This window comes from Pseudorhodoferax soli (assembly GCF_003337555.1).
Classification (GTDB): Bacteria; Pseudomonadota; Gammaproteobacteria; order Burkholderiales; family Burkholderiaceae_C; genus Pseudorhodoferax; species Pseudorhodoferax soli.
The window spans coordinates 26292-42279 of the sequence record NZ_QPJK01000002.1 but is presented as its reverse complement, the minus strand read 5'-3'; the positions used below and the strand labels follow the sequence as shown (position 1 = coordinate 42279).

Annotated in this window: 16 protein-coding genes; 6 read left to right on the top strand and 10 right to left on the bottom strand. The window is 69.1% G+C overall.

Features of this window, described 5'->3' with window-relative positions; translation table 11 throughout:
• Window positions 1–141 precede the first annotated feature (141 nt).
• Together DES41_RS06800 and DES41_RS06795 are read left to right on the top strand one after the other, a co-directional pair.
• Window positions 142–786: a superoxide dismutase family protein gene (locus DES41_RS06800; protein ID WP_114466903.1), complete on the top strand. Its 645-nt coding sequence runs from the start codon at window positions 142–144 to the stop codon at window positions 784–786.
• Window positions 787–818: 32 nt separating this feature from the next.
• Entirely contained in the window at window positions 819–1256 is a 438-nt protein-coding gene (locus tag DES41_RS06795; RefSeq protein ID WP_114466902.1) for an OsmC family protein, read from the top strand.
• Window positions 1257–1258: 2 nt separating this feature from the next.
• Here the strand turns inward: DES41_RS06795 and DES41_RS06790 are convergent, their stop codons facing one another.
• The 8 genes from DES41_RS06790 to trxB form a co-directional block, all read right to left on the bottom strand.
• Complete coding sequence (locus tag DES41_RS06790) at window positions 1259–2605, bottom strand: tryptophan--tRNA ligase (RefSeq protein WP_114466901.1); 1347 nt, start codon at window positions 2603–2605, stop codon at window positions 1259–1261.
• A 4-nt stretch (window positions 2606–2609) separates the two neighbouring features.
• The gene (locus DES41_RS06785) at window positions 2610–3278 is read right to left on the bottom strand and encodes a site-2 protease family protein (RefSeq protein ID WP_114466900.1); all 669 of its coding nucleotides are present in this window, start codon (window positions 3276–3278) and stop codon (window positions 2610–2612) included.
• Between the two features lie 22 nt (window positions 3279–3300).
• Window positions 3301–3936: an L-threonylcarbamoyladenylate synthase gene (locus tag DES41_RS06780; RefSeq protein ID WP_114466899.1), complete on the bottom strand. Its 636-nt coding sequence runs from the start codon at window positions 3934–3936 to the stop codon at window positions 3301–3303.
• A 3-nt stretch (window positions 3937–3939) separates the two neighbouring features.
• The gene (locus DES41_RS06775; protein WP_211332924.1) at window positions 3940–4827 is read right to left on the bottom strand and encodes a DMT family transporter; all 888 of its coding nucleotides are present in this window, start codon (window positions 4825–4827) and stop codon (window positions 3940–3942) included.
• Complete coding sequence (locus DES41_RS06770) at window positions 4824–5678, bottom strand: 3',5'-nucleoside bisphosphate phosphatase (protein WP_114467769.1); 855 nt, start codon at window positions 5676–5678, stop codon at window positions 4824–4826. The genes DES41_RS06775 and DES41_RS06770 overlap by 4 nt, the downstream gene beginning before the upstream one ends.
• A gap of 124 nt (window positions 5679–5802) precedes the next feature.
• On the bottom strand, window positions 5803–5973 hold the full coding sequence (gene rpmG, locus DES41_RS06765) for a 50S ribosomal protein L33 (protein WP_056672770.1): 171 nt from the start codon (window positions 5971–5973) through the stop codon (window positions 5803–5805).
• 16 nt (window positions 5974–5989) lie between these two features.
• Window positions 5990–6226, bottom strand: a complete 237-nt coding sequence (gene rpmB / locus DES41_RS06760; protein WP_056672771.1) for a 50S ribosomal protein L28 — start codon at window positions 6224–6226, stop codon at window positions 5990–5992.
• A 141-nt stretch (window positions 6227–6367) separates the two neighbouring features.
• Window positions 6368–7318 carry a thioredoxin-disulfide reductase gene (gene trxB / locus DES41_RS06755; RefSeq protein WP_114466898.1) on the bottom strand — a complete coding sequence of 317 codons (951 nt, stop codon included), beginning with the start codon at window positions 7316–7318 and terminating at the stop codon, window positions 6368–6370.
• A gap of 159 nt (window positions 7319–7477) precedes the next feature.
• Between trxB and DES41_RS06750 the strand changes: the two genes are divergently transcribed.
• From DES41_RS06750 to DES41_RS06735, 4 genes are read left to right on the top strand one after another with little or no spacing between them, the layout of a single operon-like run.
• The gene (locus DES41_RS06750) at window positions 7478–8158 is read left to right on the top strand and encodes a Crp/Fnr family transcriptional regulator (RefSeq protein WP_114466897.1); all 681 of its coding nucleotides are present in this window, start codon (window positions 7478–7480) and stop codon (window positions 8156–8158) included.
• Between the two features lie 50 nt (window positions 8159–8208).
• Window positions 8209–10575, top strand: coding sequence for a DNA translocase FtsK (locus DES41_RS06745; protein ID WP_114466896.1), 2367 nt, complete (start codon window positions 8209–8211; stop codon window positions 10573–10575).
• A gap of 32 nt (window positions 10576–10607) precedes the next feature.
• The gene (gene lolA, locus DES41_RS06740; RefSeq protein WP_114466895.1) at window positions 10608–11267 is read left to right on the top strand and encodes an outer membrane lipoprotein periplasmic chaperone LolA; all 660 of its coding nucleotides are present in this window, start codon (window positions 10608–10610) and stop codon (window positions 11265–11267) included.
• A gap of 4 nt (window positions 11268–11271) precedes the next feature.
• On the top strand, window positions 11272–11742 hold the full coding sequence (locus DES41_RS06735) for a C40 family peptidase (protein ID WP_114466894.1): 471 nt from the start codon (window positions 11272–11274) through the stop codon (window positions 11740–11742).
• Here DES41_RS06735 and DES41_RS06730 read toward each other — a convergent pair.
• Both DES41_RS06730 and DES41_RS06725 read right to left on the bottom strand, forming a co-directional pair.
• Window positions 11739–13505: an ABC transporter ATP-binding protein gene (locus DES41_RS06730; RefSeq protein WP_114466893.1), complete on the bottom strand. Its 1767-nt coding sequence runs from the start codon at window positions 13503–13505 to the stop codon at window positions 11739–11741. The genes DES41_RS06735 and DES41_RS06730 overlap by 4 nt on opposite strands.
• An 83-nt stretch (window positions 13506–13588) precedes the next feature.
• Window positions 13589–15964, bottom strand: coding sequence for a DUF6351 family protein (locus tag DES41_RS06725; protein ID WP_114466892.1), 2376 nt, complete (start codon window positions 15962–15964; stop codon window positions 13589–13591).
• Between the last annotated feature and the right edge of the window lie 24 nt (window positions 15965–15988).

Sequence of the window (15988 nt, the reverse complement as noted above, 5' to 3'; positions counted from 1 at the left end):
GGCCGCATGGCGGATTGGCGTGGCGGCGCGTTGGACGCCGCCGCCGACGGGCCTCTCGAAACTTGTGTGACAAGCGCTGCTTTCCTACGCGCGCGTCGCGGCTGCGGTGCTAGATTGGCCGCGCCGAACGAGGAGACCTGCATGAACAAGCCCGCACGCACCCACTTGCTGATCCTGCTGGCCGCGGCCGCCGTGCTGGCCGGCGGCGCCCAGGGCGCTGGCAACCCCGCCAGTCCGGCGGCCGTGCCGACACCGCGCGCCGGATCGAGCGCGCTGGTCAAGCTCATGGGCGAAGACGGCCAGCCGCGCGGCCAGGCCGTCCTGACCTCCGTGGCCGAGGGGGTGGAGATCGTCGTGAATGCCGAAGGGCTGACGCCTGGCCTGCACGGGCTCCACATCCACGTCAACGGCCAGTGCGCGCCGGGGCCCGATCCCAGCGGCAAGACCATCGCCTTCGGCGCCGCAGGCGGGCACTTCGACCCCGAGGCCACGGGCCGCCATGGCCATCCCGAGCACGACGCGCAGCGCCATGCCGGCGATGCGCCCAACCTGCTCGTCGATGGCCAGGGCAAGGGCGTGCTGCGCTTCACCAACCCCAAGATCACCTTGCTGCGGAGCGCCAAGAACTCTGTGCTGGGCCGCACGCTCGTCGTGCACGCCGATGCCGACGACTACAGGACCAACCCGGCCGGCAATTCGGGCGGCCGCGTGCTGTGCGGCGTGATTGAGCCGGCGCGGCTGGACGCCGTGGTGGGCAGCGTGCCCACCTCGCGCCACCTGCGCTGAGCGGACCCCAACCCTTTCGAAAGGACGACACCATGAGCGAGAAGAAGGCCAACGTGCACTGGGAGGGGGCCGGCAAGACCGGCAAGGGCGCGATCAGCACCGAGACCGGCGCGCTGAAGGACTATCCGTACGGCTTTGCCAGCCGCTTCGAGGACGACCGGCGCGGCACCAATCCCGAGGAGATCGTCGGCGCCGCGCACGCGGCCTGCTTCACGATGGCGTTCGCGTTCGCCTGCGAGAAGGCTGGCGTCGCGCTGCAGCAGGCCGATACCCAGGCCAGCGTGCGGCTGGTGAAGGATGGCGAGGGCTTCAAGATCGACCGCATCGCGCTCACGCTCACGGCCAAGGCGGCCGGGCTGGACGAGGCGAAATTCCAGGAACTGGCCCAGGGCGCCAAGGCCGGCTGCCCGCTGTCCAAGGCGCTGGCGGCGGTGCCCGAGATCACCCTGTCGGCGACGCTGCAGGCCTAGGCTCAGGCCCTGGGCTCGATGGCCGCGCCGGGGTCTTCCTCGCCGGCCACCGAGCGTGGATCGGCCTTGGGCGCGGCCAGCTGCGCCAGCGCTGCGGCGGCACCTGGCTCGGTACTGGCCAGCTGCGCCGACAACGCCGAGAGCGCGGCTGCGCCGTCCCGGTTCAGCTGGGCGATGGCCTGGCCAGCCTCCTTGGGGGAGGCAAAGCCGTGGCTTTGCAGCAGCAATGCGCCGCCGGCATCGACGAGCTTGAAATAGAACAGGCCATCGGCCTCGCGGTACTGCTTGAACGTGGGCTGGGCGACCTTGGCCGCCTTGGTGGCCTTGGCCGCGCCTGCCTGGCTTCCCAGTGGGCGCAGGCCCACGGCATGGCGCAGCGTGGCGATGAAGGGGCTGGCCGTGCGGCGCGCCTTCTGGGCGCCGGCCAGCAGCACGCGTTCGACGCTGGCGGGATCGTCGATGTAGCGCTGGTAGGTGGCGCGCATGGGGCCGACCTCGCGGTCGATGCGCTCGAAGAGGGCCTGCTTGGCATCGGCCCAGGAGATGCCGGCTTCGAACGCGCGGCGGAAGTCGGCAGTTTCGGCCGGCTCGGCGAAGGCCTGGTAGATCTGGAACAGGGCCGAGCCCTCGGTGTCCTTGGGCTCGCCGGGGCCGCGCGAGTCGGTCACGATGCCGGCAATGAGCTTGCGCATTTGTTCGCGCGGTGCGAACAGCGGGATGGTGTTGTCGTAGCTCTTGCTCATCTTGCGGCCGTCCAGGCCAGGCAGCAGGGCCACGTCTTCTTCCACGGCCGCCTCGGGCAGCACGAAGTGCTCGCCATAGGCGTGGTTGAAGCGCTGCGCCATGTCGCGTGCCATCTCGATGTGCTGCACCTGGTCGCGGCCCACTGGCACCTTATGGGCGTTGAACATCAGGATGTCCGCGCCCATCAGCACCGGGTACATGAACAGGCCGGCCGTCACGTCGTTGTCGGGCTCGGCACCGGCTGCGGCGTTGCGGTCCATCGCGGCCTTGTAGGCATGGGCGCGGTTCAGGATGCCCTTGCCCGTCACGCAGGTGAGGAACCAGGTGAGCTCGGGGATTTCGGGGATGTCGGACTGGCGGTAGAAGGTCACGCGCTCGGCGTCCAACCCGCCGGCCAGCCAGGTCGCGGCGATCTCCAGCGTGGAGCGCTGGATGCGCTGCGGATCGTCGGTCTTGATCAGCGCGTGGTAGTCGGCGAGGAAGTAGAAGCTGTCGGTGCCGGCGGCGCGGCTGGCGCGGATGGCCGGGCGGATGGCGCCCACGTAGTTGCCCAGGTGGGGGGTGCCGGTGGTGGTGATGCCGGTCAGGACGCGCAGCGTGCTCATAGGGTCAACGGATCAGAAGGGAAAAGGGCGTCAGCAGGAGGTCGAGGAATGCGAAGGTCAGGCCCATGATGGGGCGCAGCCACAGCGCGCCGACCACACCGGCCAGCACCAGGCCCATGACGATGAAGAAGCCCCAGGGTTCCACGCGCGAGACCAGCACGGCCTGCTTGTAGGGCAGCAGCCCCACCAGCACGCGCCCGCCGTCCAGCGGTGGCAGCGGGAACAGGTTGAACGCGAACATCACCACGTTCACCAGCATGCCGGCCTGGCACATCTTGACGAAGAAGGGCTCGCGCACGCCCATGCCGACGAGCAGGTAGAACGCGATGCCCCACAGCAGGGCCTGCACCAGGTTGGCGAGGGGGCCGGCCAGCGCCACCCACACCATGTCGCGCTTGGGGTTGCGCAGCCGGCCGAACTGCACCGGGACCGGCTTGGCATAGCCGAACACGAAGGCGCCCGAGGTTGCCAGGTACAGCATGATGGGCATCAGGATGGTGCCCAGCGGGTCGATGTGCTTGACGGGGTTCAGCGTCACGCGGCCGAGCAGGTAGGCGGTGTTGTCGCCGTAGTGCCGGGCCACGTAGCCATGGGCTGCTTCGTGCACCGTGATCGCGAAGAGCACTGGGAGCGCAAAGATCAGCAGGTTCTGGAGGATGGCGTCGAAGTTCACCGGCGGATTGTCGCAGTGCGCCCTACAGGCCCAGCGCGCTCAGCGAACCGCGGCCTCGGCGCACGATCTCGGGCTCGCCACCCGTGCCCATGGGCACCAGGTCGATCACCGTCGTCGGTTCGGACGGGCAGGCACCGGCGTCGACCACGGCGGCCAGCTGGTGCTCGAAGCGTTCGCGGATCTCGGCGCCATCGTGCAGCGGCTCGGTCTCGCCGGGCGGGATCAGCGTGGTGGCCAGCAGCGGCGCGCCGTGCAGGGCCAGCAGTTCCTGCAGCGCCTTGTGCTCGGGCACGCGCAGCCCGATGGTCTTGCGCGAAGGATGGCTCACGCGCCGCGGCACCTCTTTGCTGGCTTCCAGGATGAAGGTGTAGGCGCCGGGCGTGGCCGACTTGAGCAGCCGGTACTGCTTGTTGTCCACGCGCGCGTAGTTGGCCAGTTCCGACAGGTCGCGGCACAGCAGCGTGAGGTGGTGGCGGTCGTCCACGCCGCGCAGGCGGCGCATGCGGTCCACCGCGGCCTTGTCGTCCAGGTGGCAGACGAGGGCGTAGCTGGAATCGGTCGGCACGGCGATCACGTCGCCCTTGGCCAGCAGCGCGACGGCCTGCTTGAGCAGGCGCGGCTGGGGGTTGTCGGGATGGAGTTCGAAGTATTGGGCCATGGTTCAATGTCTCGGACGGGATTCGCGCAGCGTCATCCAGGCGCCCAGCGCGCCGCAGACGGCCACCAGGCCCATGCCCAGCAGCGACCAGCCGTCCGGCACGTGCGAGAAGACCAGCCAGCCGCCGAGCATGGCGAAGCCGATCTGGCCATAGAGGTAGGGCGTCAGCGTGGCGGCGGGCGCGCGTGAATAGCCCAGGATCAGCAGGAAGTGGCCGACGGTGGCCATCACGCCCATCAGCGCCAGGCCGGCCCACAGCCGCCAGTCCGGCAGGTTCACCCAGACGAAGGGCAATGGGATGGACGCGGCCAGCGTGCCGATCCAGCCCGTGTAGAGGTGGGTGGTCAGGGGTGCATCGGTGCGCGCCAGCTTGCTGGTGAGCACCTGGAACCAGGCGTTGGTGGCCACCAGTGCCAGCGGCAGCAGCAGCCGCCAGTCGAAGGCCTCGCCGCCGGGCCGGATGATCACCATGGTGCCGACGAAGCCGCCGACGACGAGCGCCCAGCGCTGGGGCGAGACGCGCTCGCCCAGCGTGCGTGCGGCCAGCATCGTGATAACCAGGGGCGTGATCATGACGATGGCGGTGAACTCGCCGACCGGCATGGTCCGAAGGCTCAGGAAGGCCAGCAGGCTGCTGGTGAGCAGCAGCACGCCGCGCAGCAGCTGAAAGCGCGGATGCGCCGTGCGCAGCAGGCGCAGGCCCTGGCGCGGCAGCACGATGGCCGTGGTGGCCACGGCCTGGAAGGCATAGCGGAACCACAGGCCCATCAGCAAGGGCACGGTCACGGTGACCGCCTTGGTGGTGGTGTCCAGCACGGCGAAGCAGGCGACGGCGCACAGCACCAGTGCAATGCCGCCCAACGGCGAGGCGGGCAGTGCGGCCGGACTCACTGGATGCGGTCCGCCAGCAGCTCCCAGACGGGGGTCAGGTCGCCCGGCAGGTAGGGCAGCGCGCCCAGGTCGCAGTGGCTTTCGTCGGGGCTGTGGAAGTCGCTGCCGCGCGAGGCCGCGAGGCCGAATTCGCGCGCCATGCCGGCATATTCCACGTACTCGGCCGGCGTGTGGCTGCCGGTCACGACCTCCACGCCGCGGCCGCCATGGGCCTTGAACTCGCTGAACAGCGCGTACTCTTCGGTGGCGTTGAACTTGTACCGGCCGGGGTGGGCGATGACGGCGATGCCGCCACCCTGGGTGATCCAGGTCACGGCGTCCTTCAGGTTGGCCCAGCGGTGCGGCACGTAGCCGGGCTTGCCCTCGGTCAGGTACTTGCGAAAGACCTCGGGGGTGTCCTTGCAGTAGCCGGCCTCGACCAGGAAGCGCGCGAAGTGCGTGCGCGAGATCAGCGCCGGGTTGCCGACGAACCTGAGCGCCCCCTCGTAGGCGCCATGGATGCCCACTTTGGCCAGGCCCTCGGCCATCTCGCGCGCACGCGGGCCGCGGCCATCGCGCGTGTCGGCCAGGCCTTGGGCCATGCGCGGATCTTCGGCGTCGAAGCCCAGACCCACGATGTGCACGGTCTCGCCCGCGAAGGTGACGGAGACCTCGGCGCCGGTGAGGTAGCGCAGGCCGTTGGCCTTGGCTGCGGCCGCGGCGCGCTGTTGGCCGCCGATTTCGTCGTGGTCGGTCAGCGCCCAAAGCTCGACGCCGTTGGCCCGCGCGCGCTGCGCGAGTTCCTCGGGAGTCAGCGTGCCATCGGAGACGATGGAGTGGCAGTGCAGGTCGGCGTTGAGGATGGAAGGCACGGCGGGCATTCTAGGTTGGCAGGCCATTTTCCAAGGTCGCCGGCGCGGCAGCGGCCGCGCAAAAAACAAAACCCGCTCGGGTGAGCGGGTTCGTTGAGGAGTGCTGCGGGCCGGAGCCCCGGCATCACTTCAGCTTGATTTCCTTGTACTCGACATGCTTGCGAGCCTTGGGATCGAACTTGGTGATCAGCATCTTCTCGGGCATGAGCTTCTTGTTCTTGGTCGTGGTGTAGAAGTGACCGGTGCCGGCAGTGGATTCCAGCTTGATCTTCTCGCGTCCGCCTTTGGTAGCCATGGTGATTCCCCTTCGCTTATGCTGCTTGGCCGCGTGCGCGCAGGTCTGCGAGCACAGCGTCGATGCCGTTCTTGTCGATCAGGCGCAGGCCGGCGTTGGAGATGCGCAGGCGCACCCAACGGTTCTCGGTCTCCACCCAGAAGCGGCGGTATTGCAGGTTCGGCAGGAACCGGCGCTTGGTCTTGTTGTTGGCGTGGGAAACATTGTTCCCGACCATCGGGCCTTTGCCCGTGACTTCACATACGCGTGACATGGTCACTTCCTCGTGATAACAGCTGGCACTTTGCCGCGCGTTGTGCGGCTCGGTGTTTTGCAGCTTGACCTCGCCATAAGCAGGTGGCGGTTTCCTGTCTGCCGTGTTGGATTTCCGGCAAAGCCCGCGATTATAGCCGCTTCATTCCTGTTCCAGGAAACGCTGGGCGTCCAGGGCCGCCATGCAGCCGGTGCCGGCGCTGGTGATGGCCTGGCGGTAGATGTGGTCCTGCACGTCGCCGGCGGCGAACACGCCAGGCACGCTTGTCATCGTGGCCATGCCCTTGAGGCCCGACTGCGTCACGATGTAGCCGTCCTTCATCTCCAGCTGGCCCTGGAAGATCTCGGTGTTCGGGCGGTGGCCGATGGCGATGAAGCAGCCCTTGAGGTCGATGTCCTTGGTGGAGCCGTCGCGCTGGTCCTTCAGGCGGATGCCGGTGACGCCGCTGGCGTCGCCCTTGACCTCGTCCAGCGTCTGGAACAGCTGCAGCTCGATCTTGCCTTCCTTGACCTTCTCGGCGACCTTGTCGACGAGGATGGGCTCGGCGCGGAACTTGTCGCGGCGGTGCACCAGCGTGACCTTGCGCGCGATGTTGGACAGGTACAGCGCTTCCTCGACGGCGGTGTTGCCGCCGCCGACCACGCAGACCTCCTGGTCGCGGTAGAAAAAGCCGTCGCAGGTGGCGCAGGCCGAGACGCCCTTGCCCATGAAGGCCTCTTCCGACGGCAGTCCCAGGTATTGGGCCGAGGCGCCGGTCGCGATGATCAGCGCATCGCAGGTGTAGGTGCCGCTGTCGCCCGTGAGCCGGAACGGCCGCTGGCTGAAATCGACCTTGTTGATGTGGTCGAACACGATCTCGGTGTTGAAGCGCTCGGCGTGCTCCAGGAACCGCTGCATCAATTCAGGACCTTGTACACCATGCACATCGGCAGGCCAATTGTCGACTTCGGTCGTCGTCATCAGCTGCCCGCCCTGCGCAATGCCAGTGACCAGCAGCGGTTTGAGGTTGGCGCGCGCAGCGTAGACAGCGGCGGTATATCCCGCAGGACCCGAGCCCAGGATCAGGACTTTGGCGTGTTTTTCAGTCGACATCAGCGGTTCTTTCGAGCGGAATTTGCACACATTGTGTGTACAGGTGGGGTCTTTTCCCACAGAATCAAGCGAGGGCGACTGCCCACGCCGCAAGGTGTGGATTTTGCCCTTGATCGCCATTTGCTCTGTTGAGCGGGGGTCAACCAACAACAAGGAGTCATGGTCGTGTCGATGCTGTCGAATCTGGAGTTGCTGCTGCGCGTGCCCCTCTTCTCCATGCTGACCGGGGAGCAGGCCAACCTGGTGGCGCAGGCCGTCAGCAAGCGCCGCGTCAAGCGCGGCGAGACCATCGTCGAGCAGGGCCGCAAGACCAACGCCCTGTTCATCCTGCTGAGCGGCCGCTGCCGCGTGGTGACGACCGACACGCGCGGGCGCGAGGTCATCATCGCCACGCTGCGGCCGGCCGACTGCATCGGGGAGATGAGCCTGATCGACAGCGAGCCCCACTCGGCCACCGTGCTGGCCGAAGTGCAGACCGACGTGCTGATGCTGGGCCGCGCGGAGTTCGACCGCTGCGTGGCCGACAACCCGCAGATGGCGCGCGCCGTGATGACCGGCCTGGTCAAGCGCCTGCGCCGCGCCGACCAGAAGATCGAGTCGCTCGCCCTGATGGACGTGTATGGCCGCGTGGCCCATGCGCTGCTGGAGCAGGCCAGCACCGACGCGGCCGGCGTGCTGCAGATCCGCGACAAGATCTCGCGCCAGGACATCGCCAAGATGGTGGGCGCCTCGCGCGAGATGGTCAGCCGCGTGATGAAGGACCTGGAGGAGCGCGGCTACATCGAGACGCAGGAAAGCGGCGCCATCCACATCAAGGAACGGCTGACCAGCCTCGCCTGAGCACGGGCCGAACCCATGCAAGGCATGGGGTAAGCTTGCGCGCTGCCCCCATGACCTATTCGCTCAATACCCTCAATTCATCGCAGGGCGCGGAGCCGCCGCGCTCGGGCATCGTCCGTTTCGCGCGTGAGTTCAGCCTGCTGCTGGGCCTGTTGGCCCTGTCCTTCTGGTTCATCGCCCTGATCAGCTACTCGCCGCAGGACGCGGCCTGGTCCACCTCCGGAGGACCGGGTGCCACGCGCAACTGGGGCGGCCGGCTCGGTGCCCTGGTCGCAGACCTCAGTTACTTCGCGCTGGGCTACTCGGTCTGGTGGTGCGTGGCTGCCGGCGTGCGGTCGTGGCTGACCCACCTGGCGCGCTGGATGCGCGGGGCCCAGCCGCCGCGCAGGCCCGTCGGCGGTGGCCTGCCGGGCTTTGCCATCGGGCTGGCGGTGCTGCTGCTGGCCAGCTGCGCGCTGGAATGGACACGGCTGTACCGGCTCGAGCCCGGTCTGCCCGGCGATGCCGGTGGCGTGCTGGGTTACCTGGCCGGTCCGCTGGCCACCAAGTGGCTGGGCTTCGCCGGCTCCGGCCTGGTCGCCATCGTGGCCGGCATCATCGGCGTGGCGGCGGTCTTCCGCTTCTCCTGGGCCCAGGTGGCCGAGCGCGTCGGTGCGCGCGTGCATGCGCTGGTCGAGCTGCGCCGCGAGAAGCGCGAAGCCGCCGAAGACCGCGCCCTGGGCAAGCAGGCCGTGCGCGAACGCGCCGAGGGCACGCTGGACCCGGTCGATGCGCTGGAAGACCGCATCGAACTGGGCGAGGAGCCACCGCGTGCGCTGCGCATGCCCAAGCCGGCCAAGCCCTCCGTGGTCATCGAGCCGCAGACACTGGCCGAGCCGCAGCCCAGCGCGCGCGTGGTCAAGGAACGCCAGAAGCCCTTGTTCATCGAGATGCCCGATTCGCGCCTGCCGCAGGTCGATCTGCTGGACGCGGCGCAGCTGCGCCAGGAGACCGTCTCGAACGACACGCTGGAGATGACCAGCCGCATGATCGAGAAGAAGCTCAAGGACTTCGGCGTCGACGTGACGGTGGTGCTGGCCTCGCCTGGGCCTGTCATCACGCGCTACGAGATCGAGCCGGCCACGGGCGTCAAGGGTTCGCAGATCGTGGGCCTGGCCAAGGACCTGGCGCGCAGCCTGAGCCTGGTGTCGATCCGCGTGGTGGAGACCATCCCGGGCAAGAACTACATGGCGCTGGAACTGCCCAACGCCAAGCGCCAGTCGATCAAGCTGTCCGAGATCTTGGGCTCGCAGGTCTACCACGAGGCCAAGTCCATGCTGACCATGGGCCTGGGCAAGGACATCGTGGGCAACCCCATCGTGGCCGACCTGGCCAAGATGCCGCACGTGCTGGTGGCCGGTACCACGGGCTCGGGCAAGTCGGTCGGTATCAACGCGATGATCCTGTCGCTGCTCTACAAAGCCGAGGCGCGCGATGTGCGCCTGTTGATGATCGACCCCAAGATGCTGGAAATGTCGGTCTACGAAGGCATCCCGCACCTGCTGGCGCCGGTGGTCACCGACATGAAGCAGGCGGCCCACGGCCTGAACTGGTGCGTGGCCGAGATGGAGCGCCGCTACAAGCTCATGAGCAAGCTGGGCGTGCGCAACCTGGCCGGCTACAACACCAAGATCGACGAGGCCAAGGCGCGCGAGGAGTTCATCTACAACCCCTTCAGCCTGACGCCCGACGACCCCGAGCCGCTCAAGCGCGAGCCGCACATCGTGGTCATCATCGACGAGCTGGCCGACCTCATGATGGTGGTCGGCAAGAAGATCGAAGAACTCATCGCGCGGCTGGCGCAGAAGGCGCGCGCGGCCGGCATCCACCTGATCCTGGCGACGCAACGCCCCAGCGTGGACGTGATCACCGGCCTGATCAAGGCCAACATCCCGACCCGGATCGCGTTCTCGGTGGGCTCCAAGATCGACAGCCGCACCATCCTCGACCAGATGGGCGCCGAGGCGCTGCTCGGCATGGGCGACATGCTCTACATGGCCAGCGGCTCGGGCCTGCCGATCCGCGTGCACGGCGCCTTCGTCAGCGACGAGGAAGTGCACCGCGTGGTGGCCTACCTCAAGAGCCAGGGCGAGCCCGACTACATCGAGGGCGTGCTGGAAGGCGGCACCATCGACGGCGAGAGCACCGACTATGGCGGTGAGGGCGATGGCGGCGGCGAGAAGGACCCGATGTACGACCAGGCCGTGGAGGTTGTGCTCAAGCACCGCAAACCCAGCATCTCGCTGGTGCAGCGGCACCTCAAGATCGGCTACAACCGCGCCGCGCGGCTGGTCGAGGACATGGAGAAGGCTGGCCTGGTCAGCTCCATGAGCGGCAGCGGCCAGCGCGAGATCCTCGTGCCCGAGCGCGCCGAATGAACCAAGTGCGCACTGGCCGACTCCGAGAGCCCATGCAATCCAAAACACTGCGGACCCTGGCCACCGGCGGTCTGCTCGCGCTGTGCCTGGGCGCCGCGCATGCCGACGCGCTCGACAGCCTCGAGGCCTTCGTCAAGACCGTCAAGAGCGGCCGCGCCGCGTTCACGCAGACCGTCACCTCGCCGCCGCGCGAGGGCCAGGCCGCGCGCAGCAAGACCTCCAGCGGCAGCTTTGCGTTCCAGCGCCCGAGCCGCTTTCGCTTCGAGTACACCAAGCCCTTCGAGCAGACCATCGTGGCCGACGGCCAGACGCTGTGGATGCACGACGTGGACCTGAACCAGGTCACGGCGCGCAAGCAGGCCGATGTGCTGGGCTCCACGCCGGCAGCGCTCGTGGCCGCGGCGCCCGACCTGGCCGCGCTGCGCGCCGATTTCGACCTCAAGGCCGCGCCCGACAAGGACGGTCTGCAGTGGGTGGATGCGACGCCCAAGGCCAAGGACGGCCAGCTCGCGGCCGTGCGCGTGGGCCTCAAGCTCGGCGACAAAGGCCCGGAACTGGCCGCACTGGAGATCGCGGACAGCTTCGGCCAGCGCTCGGTGCTGCGCTTTACGCAGGTCGAGGTCAACCCGGCGCTGCCGGCCAGCAGCTTCCAGTTCAAGCCGCCGGCCGGTGCCGACGTGCTACGCCAATAGGCCGATGCAGCGGCGCCTGGCGTTGCCCTTGCTGCTGGCCACCGTGCTGGCCGCCTGCGGCACGGCGCCGCCGCGCGTGCGCGAGCCGGTCGAGAGCCGGCTCAGCCCAGACGCGGCCAGTGACGTGGCCGTGCATGCGCTGGGCCTGGTCGGCACCCCGTACCGCTACGGCGGCAACACACCCGATGGCGGCTTCGACTGCAGCGGCCTCATCGGCTACGTCTACCGCCATGGCATGACACCCGTGCTGGCGCCGCGCACCGTGGCGCAGCTGGCCGGTTGGGGCGCGGGGGTGGACCGCGACGCCTTGCGCACGGGTGACCTCGTGGTGTTCGGGTCGCGTGCCACGCACGCCGGCATCTATGTGGGCGAGGGGCGTTTCGTGCATGCGCCGTCCACCGGCGGAACGGTGCGGCTGGACCGGCTAGATGGCGTGTATTGGGCGCGCCAGCCCGTGGCGTTCCGGCGGCCCTAGACGACTGCGGCGGTGCGCAGCTGCGGCTGGCGCGCCAGCACCGCGTCGCGCGGCCCGGCATCGCGCACGCGGCCAGCCTCCATGACCACGATCTGGTCGAAGTGCGACAGCAGGCTCATGCGGTGGATGGAGGCGACCACGCAAGCATCGGGGAAGGCCGCGGCGATGCGGTCCAGCACCCGCGCCTCGGTCGCCGGATCGAGCGCGCTGGTCGGCTCGTCCAGCAGCAGCAGCGAACTGCCGCGCGCGGCCATCACGCCGCGCGCCAGGCACAGCCGCTGGCGCTGGCCGCCCGAGAGATTGGCGCCGCGTTCGGTCAGAAGCGTGCCCAGGTCGCCGTGCAGGCCGGCCAGCACCTCGTCGAAGGCGCTGGTGTGGATGGCGGCGAGCAGGTCGGCATCCTGCTGCGGCAGGCCGAACGCCAGGTTCTCGCGCACGCTGGCCTCGAACACCTCGGTCTCCTGCGGGATCAGCGTGGCGATGTTGCGCAGCCGCGGCCAGTCCTGCGCCTGTCCGTCCAGCAGCAATTGCCCGGACGTTGGCGGGTACAGGCCCGCCAGTACGCGCAGCAGCGTGCTCTTGCCGCCGCCGCTGGCGCCGACCAGCGCCACGCGCTGGCCGCGCTGCAGTTGCAGATCGACCTCGCGCAGGCCACCGCCGCGCGCGCTGTCCGCATAGACCCAGTGCAGGCCGCGCAGTGCGAGCTGCTGCCAGCGGGCGCCTGCGTCGAGCGCTTCGGCGGCCTCGTCGGCGCGCTGCGGCGCGGCCAGCAGCGGTTCGGCGCTGCGGTAGTCGGTGTGCATGCGCGCGAAGCTCTGGAAGTTGCCGGCCATGGAGCCGATGACGACGGCGGTCTGCTGCGCATACTGGTAGACCATGAACACTCCACCCAGCAGCACGGCTTCGCCCGGCGTGCGCGTCTGCCAGACGTAGAGCACGACCAGGCCCCAGGTCAGGCCCAGGCCCAGGATGTCGACCGCGAACCACTTGCCTTCGCCCACGATGGTGGCGCGCTTGAGTGGCGCCGACACCGCGCGCATGCGCAGCCGCATCAGCGCGCGCGAGGCCGCGGCCAGGCGCAGGCCGATCACGGTGGCGGTGTTGCCGATGAAGTCGACCAGCGCGGCCACGTAGCGCCGGTCGGCATCGTTCTCCAGCCGGGCCAGCAGCATCATGGCGCGGTCGAAGCGCAGCACCACCACGGTGATCAGCAGGTAGCCGCCCAAGGCCAGGGCCCCGCTGCTGCGCGACAACAGGGTCAGCGCGATCAGCGGGCCGAAGAAGTTGACGATGTTCTGCAGGTAGACGAACTGGTTCTGTGCAAAGTCCGCCAGCGCACGGCTGGCTTGGTGCACGCGGTGCTGCAGCTCGCCCGAGTGCTGCGCGCCGTGCCAGGCCAGCGGCGCGCCTGCGATGCGCGCGTAGAGCCGGTCGCCCAGTTGCTCGCGCACGTGCACGGCCACGTTGCGTTCGAGCACGCGGCCCGGCCCGTGCAGCAGCCACGACACCAGGTACACCGCCATCAGCGCGGCGATCCACTGCGCCGAGGTCTGCAGCTGCGTGCGCTGCAGCGCGTTGATGGCCTGGGCCGCCAGCCATGGCATGGCCAGGCGGACCAACTGGGCGCCGCCCAGCAGACTCAGCGCGCCGACGAGCTGGCCACGCGCGCCTTCGGCATGGCGCCAGAGTGCGCCGTAGAGTTCGCGCGCGGCGTGGGCGGGTGATGCGGGCGAGAGAGTCTGTGCGGGTGTGGAAGTCGGCATGCGCTGCGGCCTGGGCGGTCGGTGGCGCATGCCGAGGAGGCCGCGCCAGCGTACCCCATGGTACGTCCGGCCGCGGTGCGCCCTCAGCGCGGCGTCGAGACCGGCGCTGCCGGCAACACCTGGCCGCCCGGGCCCGCGGCGAAGCTGGTCACGCCGCGCGCTGGCTCGAAGCCCACACCACGCTTGCTGTAGTCGCACACCCCGTCGGCGAACACGGCGCGCATGCGGGCCAACTGCTCGGCGCTCAGCACGGCGGGCAGGTACTCGGCCACGTCGAGCGGCTTGAGCTGGCACTTGAGCAGGTCGTTGGCGCGCGGGCTGCCAGCAGCCTCGCGCGGCGACGTGCCGCCCTTGAGCAGGGGGTCGGCATCGCAAACCGCCGGATCGGTCACGCGCGTGGTCTGCGCCGCATCGGTGCTGAGCAGGCAGAAGTCCGCCGCCGCGGCAGGCCTGGCCGCCAGCACCCGCGCTGCAGCCGTGCCGGCACCGCTGGCCTTCACCGCCGTGATCCACTGGTCCATCACGAAAAAGCCCTCGTCGGCCAGTGGCTGGCTGGGGCTGAAGCCGTTCGGGCTCAGGCCGTAGCGCCACATCGCATAGTTGGCCGAGGTTCCGTTGGCCTGGTCGAAACGGGCGCGGTTCGCGAAGCTCTTCCAGATCTGGTGCAGGCCCGTGCGGCCGGTGTTGGTGATGGGCTGGATCAGGCTGTCGTCGTAGCCCCGGAAGTCCAGGATCGGGATCCGGGCCAGCAGCTGGTAGTCGGGCATCAGGCCGGCACGGTAGACGGTCTGCAGGGCCGGCAGGTCGGCCACGGCGCGCGCACTGGAGTACAGCCCGTTGCGGTCGAAGCTGCCGATCGTCTCGTTGAGCGTGACGAACTCCTCTGCCGTGATGGTGCCGGCGACGAGTGCCTTCAGCCCGTACTGCACGCCCGTGTTGTCGCGCGTGGAGTTGGGCTCGCCGTCGGCGCGCTTGCCGAAGGTGGCGACCGCGTGGTCCCACTGCGAGCAGCGCAGGCCGCTCGGGTTGCCGACCGGGTCGAACACCTGGCTGGCCGGCAACTGGCAGCCGTTGGTGGCCTGGCCCAGGCTGCGCGCGGTGATCACGCCGGTGGCACGGTTCGCGGCGGTGACCTCGCGCGCCGTGTCGTAGTTGCCCGCGAGCTTCTGCACGCCGAAGCTGTTGTACCAGCCGATACAGGCGGTGTAGTCCTCGTGCCCGTTGATCCTGGCCTTCTTCAGGTTGATCTCGTCCAGGCTGTAGCCCCCGGCGGCCATCAGCTCGCGCCAGCGTGGCCTGTCGTAGGCCTCGACCAGAAGGCCGCAGTCCACGCTTTCCTGGTTGGACGACTCGGCGTCGTTGAGCGAGCAGGACACCAGCAGGCCGTCGAGCAGGCCCGGGTAGGACGAGGCGATGCCGTAGGCCGACATCGAGCCGGCCGAGCAGCCGCTGGCCACCGTGTGCACGAGCGGCCCGTAGCGCTCGGTGATGTCCTCCTTCATCATGATCACGGTGTCGACCATGGCCGTGCGGTTGGTGTTGCGCGAGCCGTCGACGAGCGCGTTGGTGGCCACCATCCAGCCCTTGGCCAGCGCGGCGTCGTGGTTCCACAGGCTGGCCGGGCGCAGCTGGCGGCGCAGCTGGCCGCTCGATCCGCCGAAGATGAACTCGAGCTTGCCGGTCCAGGTCGCCTGCGGGGCCAGGCCGTTGGCCCAGGGCTTGGCCGGGTCGATCAGCACGGCCATTTCGTAGATGCCGCGGTTGATCACGCCGCGCTCCAGCCGCACGACGTAGGGCACGGTCAGGCCGGCCTCGGTCGTGGTGGTGGCGAGGTCGCCGGGCGCAGCCTGGCCCACGGTGTAGGGCTTGAAGCAGGCGTTGGCCGGCGCCGTGGCCGGCGGGCTGGGGTAGGGGTTGGCCATCGAGCAGCCGGCCGTGGTCGTGCGGTAGAAGTACAGCGTCTGCGTGGCGGTGTTGCACTGCGCGTCCGTGGCGGCGGTCGTGAAGCCGCTTGCGTCGACCGCGGCCGTGGTCGCCGTGGCGGCCACCGCGGTCGGTGCCGCGCAGATGTAGGGAGCGGGCTGCGTGCCGGCCAGCAGCGGGCCGCCGCGCGGCGCATTGGTCACGACCAATTCGGCCGCCTTTGCGCCTGCGGCCTCGGCGACCAGCACGTTGCGGCCGTTGGCCAGGCCTTGCACCAGGCCTTTGCGACCGTTGTCCGTGGCGGTGGTGAAGGCCGCCGTCACGTCGCTGCCGTTGAGCAGCACCTTGAGCGTGTCCTTGTTGCTGCCGGTGGGCAGCTGGACTTCCACCAGCGCGTTGCCGTCGCTGATGAGGTCGGCACGGTTGCCCAGGGTCGAGATCTGCACGGGCTCGTTGCCGCCGTCGCCGCCGCATGCGGCCAGGGCCGCGGCGGTGCTCACGGCGAGCGCCAGTTGCCAGGATGGCAGGGATGTCATCGCGATTGTCTCCATGTCATGTGT